Origin of the sequence: Methylobacterium oxalidis (genome assembly GCF_007992195.1) — a bacterium.
GTDB lineage: Bacteria > Pseudomonadota > Alphaproteobacteria > Rhizobiales > Beijerinckiaceae > Methylobacterium > Methylobacterium oxalidis.
The window spans coordinates 23,594-30,459 of sequence record NZ_BJZU01000122.1 but is presented as its reverse complement, the minus strand read 5'-3'; the positions used below and the strand labels follow the sequence as shown (position 1 = coordinate 30,459).

The following is a 6,866-nucleotide window of genomic DNA, read 5'->3' as shown; positions in this document are numbered from 1 at the left end:
CCAAGCGTCAAGTTGGACCGGGACGTTGCCGACGGACCCTGACTCCAACGATGCGGACCGGACTGTCGGCATAAGTGTTCTACCAAGCCCTCAAGGATGCACTCGCGGTCCGGGACGAGAGTGCGTATCGCCCTGAACAACGCGTCTCCACCTGACCAGCAACCGGTCAGCCTGCGAGGTTGCCCCTCAGCATCACGCGTCTCAGTGGCTCATCAGGCAGCAGAGTGGCGTGCTCTCCAGAAGCTGCCGCGTCACGCTGCCGAAGATCTTCTCCCGCATGCGTGAGTGACCGTAGGCTCCTGCGACGATCAGGTCGGCGTGTTTCTCATCGGCCAAGGAAAGGATCTCCGCAGCGACGCCCGCAGACGATGCTTGCCTGAGAAGCGGAACACAGGCCACGCCGTGCAGCTTGAGGTGCTCGGCGATCTCACGCACATCCCCACCGGTAGCGGCCTCCCCGACAGAAGCGACGAGAACCTCATCGGCCGCCTTGAGGATGGGCAGCCCATCCGAGATGGCCCGACGTGCTTCGCGCGTGTCCTTCCAGGCCACGATGATCCGGCGCGCCGAGAGGTTGTTGATGGCAGGCGGCACCACGAGGACCGGCCGACCGACGTTCAGGATCAGCTCACCTGGATCAATGCTGCAGCACCAATCCTCGACATCGCTCCCATGATCCCGACTGACGATGACGAGGTCGGCACTGCGCGACTGCATCATCAGGAACGCCATGGGATCCTTGCGCGCCGAGCGCCATTCGGCTCGGCCGATCCCGGCCGTGGCGCGATGGAATGTCTCCTCGACGCTCGCCATCTCCTCAGCCATGCAGGCATAGGCGAGATCGACCGTCTGCGGATTGATGTAGGCGCCCTTGCCATAGAGCCGCGTCGGAAGCGTCTCCCGCGCAGCAACGCCGATCAGGCGGGATCCGAACTGCGCGGCCAGGTTGCTCGCCAGCTTCAGGCGGTTCGCCGAATTGGGCCCAGGGTCCAGAGGAACCATTACGCTCGCGAACGCCATGGCAGACCTCGTCGTACTTGGCTGGCTCGGGTGCGGAAAACAATCTGCCGATCGCCAGACCACATATGATATTTCATGTGAATGCTGTTTACGAGCCATCCCCGTTGTGGCTCCATCAAAATTCTTATGAAAGATCCATTTCAAAGAGAGATGATCAGCCTTGCTGAGTAAGCTCAGCGAGAAAGGTAAGTGTGTTTGTGATCGTTCAGCGCTTCACTGATGCGGTGGTGGAAGGCTCGTTCGCGCGCTCATCCGATTGCGCGGCGACAAACTGGTGCATGGCTGAAAAAGGGGTGTGCCGACGCGGCGCAGGGTCGTCGAAGACTCCCGCCCAGAGACCTCGCCGCTTCGCCCAGGCCTGCCTCTCGTCCACAACGTAGGCAGTCGAAACCTGCCTGTCCGCCGTGGCGTGCCCCTGCGAGACCATCCAGGCGCTCAGATCCTCTCCGTCTTTCCGGCAAGTCGCCAGGATGCGGCCATTCTGATCGGGCTGCCGTGTCTCGCAGGTTATGATGGCGGTGCTGATCTGGGCTGCGAGGGCTTGGGCTGAAGCGGCACCGCAGGAGTAGCTTCGGCTGCTCGCGTCGAGGCAGTCCTGCTTCAGATTGGGCGCAGCGATTCCGTAGAGGCCGATGACCTTGCCGCGCACGCTGAGCGTGTCGCCATTGATGACGGACGCGCGTCCACTGGGGTTCTCGCCGGACCAAGAGGCTGCAGGCATGATGACTGCGAGCAGGCTCAAGCCGATCAGCATCACCACCCGCATGGTACACCCCGCTGACATGGTGAGTTTCTGGCTGCTCGGGGGCGGCGGATCGCATGCCAACCGACAAGCCTGATCGATGGGCAGAGTACTGGCAGCAGCGGACCGCGGCTGTGATTTGCATCACCGTCGGGCAAGCCATTTTGAGCTTTGAAGCGGCCGGAAAGGTCAGCGCAGTGTGTTCGCCAGGATCGCGTTCACCACCGTTCGAGCGCTGACGTCTGCTTTGCCCAATGGCATGCTCGAATGCCGTTCTCCTCTCGGCCAAACGCGGCCGGCAGCTATGCGCCCATCTCGGCCATTCAGCCGGCTCAGATGACATCTCCAAAGCGGCCGCAGCAGCAAATTAGGTTCTGGGTCGAGCCACGCCAGGAACGGTCCGGAACCTGAACTGGCCCCTCAATAAGGCACGGGGAGTGAGCAACTACCGAGCTGTATGTCGTTGCGATCCTGGTCCCGCACCAGCCAGTGCACGGCCCCGAGAGGAAGGGTGGCAGCCGCCAGACCGATGATGGTCAAAGGTTCAGTCTTGCTCGCCTCCAGGATGATGAACTTGCGGGACGACCAGCCCGCGGTCGGTCATCACCTCCGCCAGCCTGCCTCAGCCCTCGATCATCTCACGAATGCGTGTCGCGAGAGCTTCGACTGGGAAGGGCTTGGTGATCATCTGCATGCCTAGGTCGAGCTGGCCATTGCCAAAGACCGCGTTCTCCGCATAGCCCGTGATGAACAGCACCTTCAGTTCAGGCCGATGTTCACGGGCCTGGTCAGCCACCTGGCGGCCGTTCAGACCCGGCAAGCCGACATCGGTGACCAGCAGATCGATACGCTCGTGCGAGTGCAGGATCTTGAGCCCTGAGGGACCGTCGTGTGCCTCCAAGGCTCGATAGCCGAGGTCGTTGAGCACCTCGACAATGAGGTCGCGCACCACCGGCTCGTCCTCGACCACGAGCACCGTTTCGCCGTGCTCAGCCCGAGGAATGTCGGTCAGGGCTGCGCTCTGAGCGTCGGCGGTGCCAACAGTACCGCGGTGGCGGGGTAGATAGACCTTCACCGTCGTGCCATGGCCGACCTCCGAGTAGATCTTGGCGTGACCGTCCGACTGGCGGGCAAAGCCGTAGATCATCGACAGACCCAGTCCTGTGCCTTGTCCGATCGGCTTCGTCGTGAAGAACGGGTCGAACGCGCGGGCAATGACGTCCGGCGGCATGCCGGTTCCCGTGTCTGTCACGCAGATGCAGATGTACTGACCCGGGTCCACGCCCGGGTGCAGCTTGGCGTAGGCCCGGTCGAGGTGTGTGTTGCAGGTCTCGATGGTGAGCTTGCCGCCATCCGGCATGGCGTCCCGCGCATTGATGGCGAGGTTCAGGATCGCGCTCTCCAGCTGATGGGGGTCGCACAAGGTTGGCCAGAGCCCACCTGAGGTGACGATCTCCAGGCTGATCGCCTCACCGATGGTCCGGCGCAGCAGGTCCTCCAGCGAGGTCACGAGCGTGTTGGCGTTGACCGGCTTCGGATCGAGCGGCTGGCGACGGGCAAAGGCCAGGAGCCGGTGCGTGAGAGCGGCGGCGCGGTTGGCCGAGGACATGGCCGCCTTGGCATACTTCTCGATGGCGTCGGTGCGGCCCTGCGCGATCCGGGTCTGCATCATGTCGAGCGAGCCGACGATACCGGTGAGCAAGTTGTTGAAGTCGTGGGCGATGCCGCCGGTGAGCTGGCCCACCGCCTCCATCTTCTGCGCCTGCCGCAGCGCCTCCTCGGTCTCAGCGAGGGTTTGTGCTGCTTCCTTCTCGGCTGTGATGTCGCGCCCGACCGCGTGGATGAGATCCTCCGCCGGGACCGCCGTCCAGGAGAGCCAGCGGTAGCTGCCGTCCTTCCGGCGGTAGCGGTTCTCGAAGCGGAGGGTGGTCAGGCCCTCGGCCAGCTTCCCCACCTCGGCCAGCGTGGCGGCCACGTCGTCAGGATGGACGAGGTCCATGAACGCGCCTCCGAGGAGTTCCCGCTCCTCCCACCCCAGCAGCGTCGTCCAGGCCGGGTTCACCGCCTCGATGGTGGCATCGTAGCGCGCGACCAGCATGACATCAGTCGACAGTCGCCACATGCGGTCGCGATCGGCCGTTCGCTCCGCCACCAAGCGTTCCAGTTCTTCGCGGCTTCGGGCCAGCACCTCCCGCGCCTCGACGAGGTCCTGGATGTCGGTGCAGGTGCCGAACCAGCGCGTGATCCGGCCGGCCTCGTCGCGCATCGGCAGGGCACGACCCAGCGCCCAACGGTACTGCCCGGTGTGGTGCCGCAGGCGGTACTCGATGCGGTAGGGCTCGCCTGCCGCGAGGGCCTCTCGCCAGAGCGTCCACGTGCGCTCGCGATCGTCGGGGTGGACGATGTCCTCCCACTCTTCACCATCGGTCGAGCCAGCCGGCACCCCGGTGAAGTCGTACCAGCGCTGGTTGTAGTAGTCGTGGTAGCCATCGGTTTGCGTCGACCAGACCATCTGGTCGATGGAGTCGGCAATGGTCTGGAACTTGGCTTCGCTCTCGCGCAGACGCTCCTCAATCCGCTTGCGGTCGGTATCGTCGAGCTGGATGCCGTCCCAGACGAGCGAACCGTCCTGCAGCTGCCGCGGCGCCGAGATGATGCGGCTCCAGCGCACCTCGCCATCGGCCCGTCGGAACGGCGCCTCGAAGTCGAAGGATGTCAGGTCGCGGATGGCGGCCTGCTCAGCCGCAGACAAGCTCTTGCGGTACTCGGGCAGGATCAGGTCGTAGGCTGCAGCTGGGTCGAGCAGTGCGGCCTCGGCCGGCACGCCACTCATGCGCTCGAAGCCTCGCGAGATGTAGAGGAAGCGCCGATGAGAGCCGTCGCGCTCCATGGCGATCTGGTAGACCATACCGCCCGGCAGGTTGTCGGCGAGCGCGCGCAGGCGCGCCTCGGCCTCCCGCAGCGCGTCCTCCCGCTCACGGCGCTCGGTCACGTCCCGGTAGAACAACGCCAGTCCTTCCGAATGCGGGTAGGCCCGAACCTCCAGCCAAGCCGCATGCCCATCGGGCCAGACGTAGCGGTGCTCCAGCATGAGTGAGCTGCGCTCGCGCATGGCGCGCTGGTACATCTGCCCGATCGGCATGCGTTCGGAGCCGGGGTAGACTTCCCAATGCGAGCGGCCCACGACCTCGCTGGTCGGCCTCTCCTCGAGCCGGAGCCCCTCGGCGTTCATCTGCAGGATGTGGAAGTCGCGGTCGAGGAGCATGAAGCCTTCGCCCATGCCCTCCAACACACCGGACGCTCGCGCCTCGCTTGCCCGCAGTGCCTCCTCGGCCGTCACCTGACCGGTTGTCTCGGTACAGGCGCAGAACATGCCACCGACGGCGCCGACGTCGTCCCGCACCGGCGAGTAGGAGAAGGTGAAGTAGGTCTGCTCATCGTAGCCGTGCCGGTTCATGACGAGCGGCAGGTTCTCGGCCCAAGTCGCCTCGCCGGCCATGGCCCGGTCGATCAGGGGCGAGATGTCAGGCCAGATCTCAGACCAGACGTCGTAGAAGCGCCGGCCGAGGGCGGCCGGGTGCTTGTCGCCGAGGATCTCCGCGTAGGTGTCGTTGTAGAGGAAGCCGAGCTCCGGCCCCCATGCCACGAACATCGGGAACTTGGAGCCGAGCATCAGGCTCACGGCCGAGCGCAGGCACTGTGGCCAAGTCTCAGGCCGACCGAGCGGCGAAGCCGACCAATCGTGAGCGCGTATGCGCGCGCCCATCTGCCCACCTCCCGACAGGAAAGCGAGGGTCGGAGATGGGGCACTCTCGAACATGCGCTAGGGCGAAGCCTTGTTCTCAGCAGATTGGCAGGTTCGGACGTCTATGGCTGAAGGAGCCACCCGATCTTGCGCCCGCGCCATCGGATGCCGAGATGGCGAGTTTGCGGCCGAGCAGTGATCCGCACTTGCCATAGTTGACGGCACTCAGACGCGAACAGCGCTAGCCAGGTGCGTCAGCCCTCGCGGGCCCCGCAAGATCCTGCGCGGCAATCGCAAGGATTGCGTCGGCGTGAGACACCGCAATGAAGTGCCCGCCATCGGTCACCTCATGCCACACGGCTCCGGGCATCCGCTCGCCGAGCGGCCTGTTCACCGCCTCCGGTACGTACGTGTCCGCGCTGCCCTGCCACAGATGAACCGGCCGACGGATCGCCGCCACATCGAACGGCCACTCTTGGTAGAGAAGCCGAGCATCGATCACGAGACCCTCAGCTCCTTGCCGGAAGCACTCACGGCCGGCCCCCACGATGACGTTCAGCACGTGCTCGTCAGCCAACACCTCAAGATCGGCAGGGCCACTCAACTTTAGCAGCTCCTGTTTGTAGCGCTCCGGGAAGTGCGTCGCAGCGATGTCGAGCAACTCGTACATGAGCTGGAACCCAGGCCGAAAGTGCAGGGCGAGGAAGCCGCCGAGCGCGTCGGCTCTGGAGAGATCCTCAGCCGCCCAGTTCCTACCGAACGCACCGTAAGAGGCACCGGCGATGCTGGTGACGTGCACCAGCCTTACCGGATCGAGGTAGGCTGCTGCTGCGAGCGCCCACGGGCCGCCCCCGGACCAGCCTGTTACCGCGAATGTCTCAGCTCGGTGAGCGTCGGCGATCGCCTCGAGGTCAGCCGCCCAGCTGGCGAAGCTCCGGTCCGGGTGGGGATCTGACCTGCCTTGGCCCGGCCGATCAACGCACACCAGCCGCAAGCCCAACTCGCGTGCGGAGAACTCGAACAGTCGTGCCTCGAGCCGGCTGGAGGGCCCGCCGTGATTGTGCAATACGAGCGGGCCAGTCGGGTCCCCGACCTGGAGGAATGACAGCGAGCGATTGCCGATGCTGATGGCACCTTCGCCATTGGCTGGGACGGCACGTCCGGCAGTCATCCTACACCCTCCGGCAAGTCGATGCGGAAGCTTCTTGTAACTCGGCTTATGCTTCCTGACTTCTGTAGGTTTCTCGACCAAGTCCCTTCGAGACTGCTCAACCGCGGCCGGCATTGGGGACTGCTCCAATCCCGTTGCCGTAGTCCAAATGCCCCTGGGAGTGTCTGGGATGTAGACGGCAAGACCGC

The 6,866-nt window shown here is 64.7% G+C and carries 5 protein-coding genes; all 5 read right to left on the bottom strand.

The window, feature by feature from the left end:
- Window positions 1-201 precede the first annotated feature (201 nt).
- Window positions 202-1,020 carry a universal stress protein gene (locus MOX02_RS23805; protein ID WP_147028308.1) on the bottom strand — a complete coding sequence of 273 codons (819 nt, stop codon included), beginning with the start codon at window positions 1,018-1,020 and terminating at the stop codon, window positions 202-204.
- Between the two features lie 205 nt (window positions 1,021-1,225).
- Entirely contained in the window at window positions 1,226-1,786 is a 561-nt protein-coding gene (locus MOX02_RS23800) for a thermonuclease family protein (protein WP_238179771.1), read from the bottom strand.
- A 396-nt stretch (window positions 1,787-2,182) separates the two neighbouring features.
- Window positions 2,183-2,332 carry a hypothetical protein gene (locus MOX02_RS32370; RefSeq protein ID WP_280525352.1) on the bottom strand — a complete coding sequence of 50 codons (150 nt, stop codon included), beginning with the start codon at window positions 2,330-2,332 and terminating at the stop codon, window positions 2,183-2,185.
- Window positions 2,333-2,384: 52 nt separating this feature from the next.
- Window positions 2,385-5,582: a PAS domain-containing hybrid sensor histidine kinase/response regulator family protein gene (locus tag MOX02_RS23795; RefSeq protein WP_147028307.1), complete on the bottom strand. Its 3,198-nt coding sequence runs from the start codon at window positions 5,580-5,582 to the stop codon at window positions 2,385-2,387.
- A 166-nt stretch (window positions 5,583-5,748) separates the two neighbouring features.
- A complete protein-coding gene (locus MOX02_RS23790; protein ID WP_147028306.1) occupies window positions 5,749-6,678 on the bottom strand; it encodes an alpha/beta fold hydrolase in 930 nt (309 codons plus the stop codon).
- Window positions 6,679-6,866 lie beyond the last annotated feature (188 nt).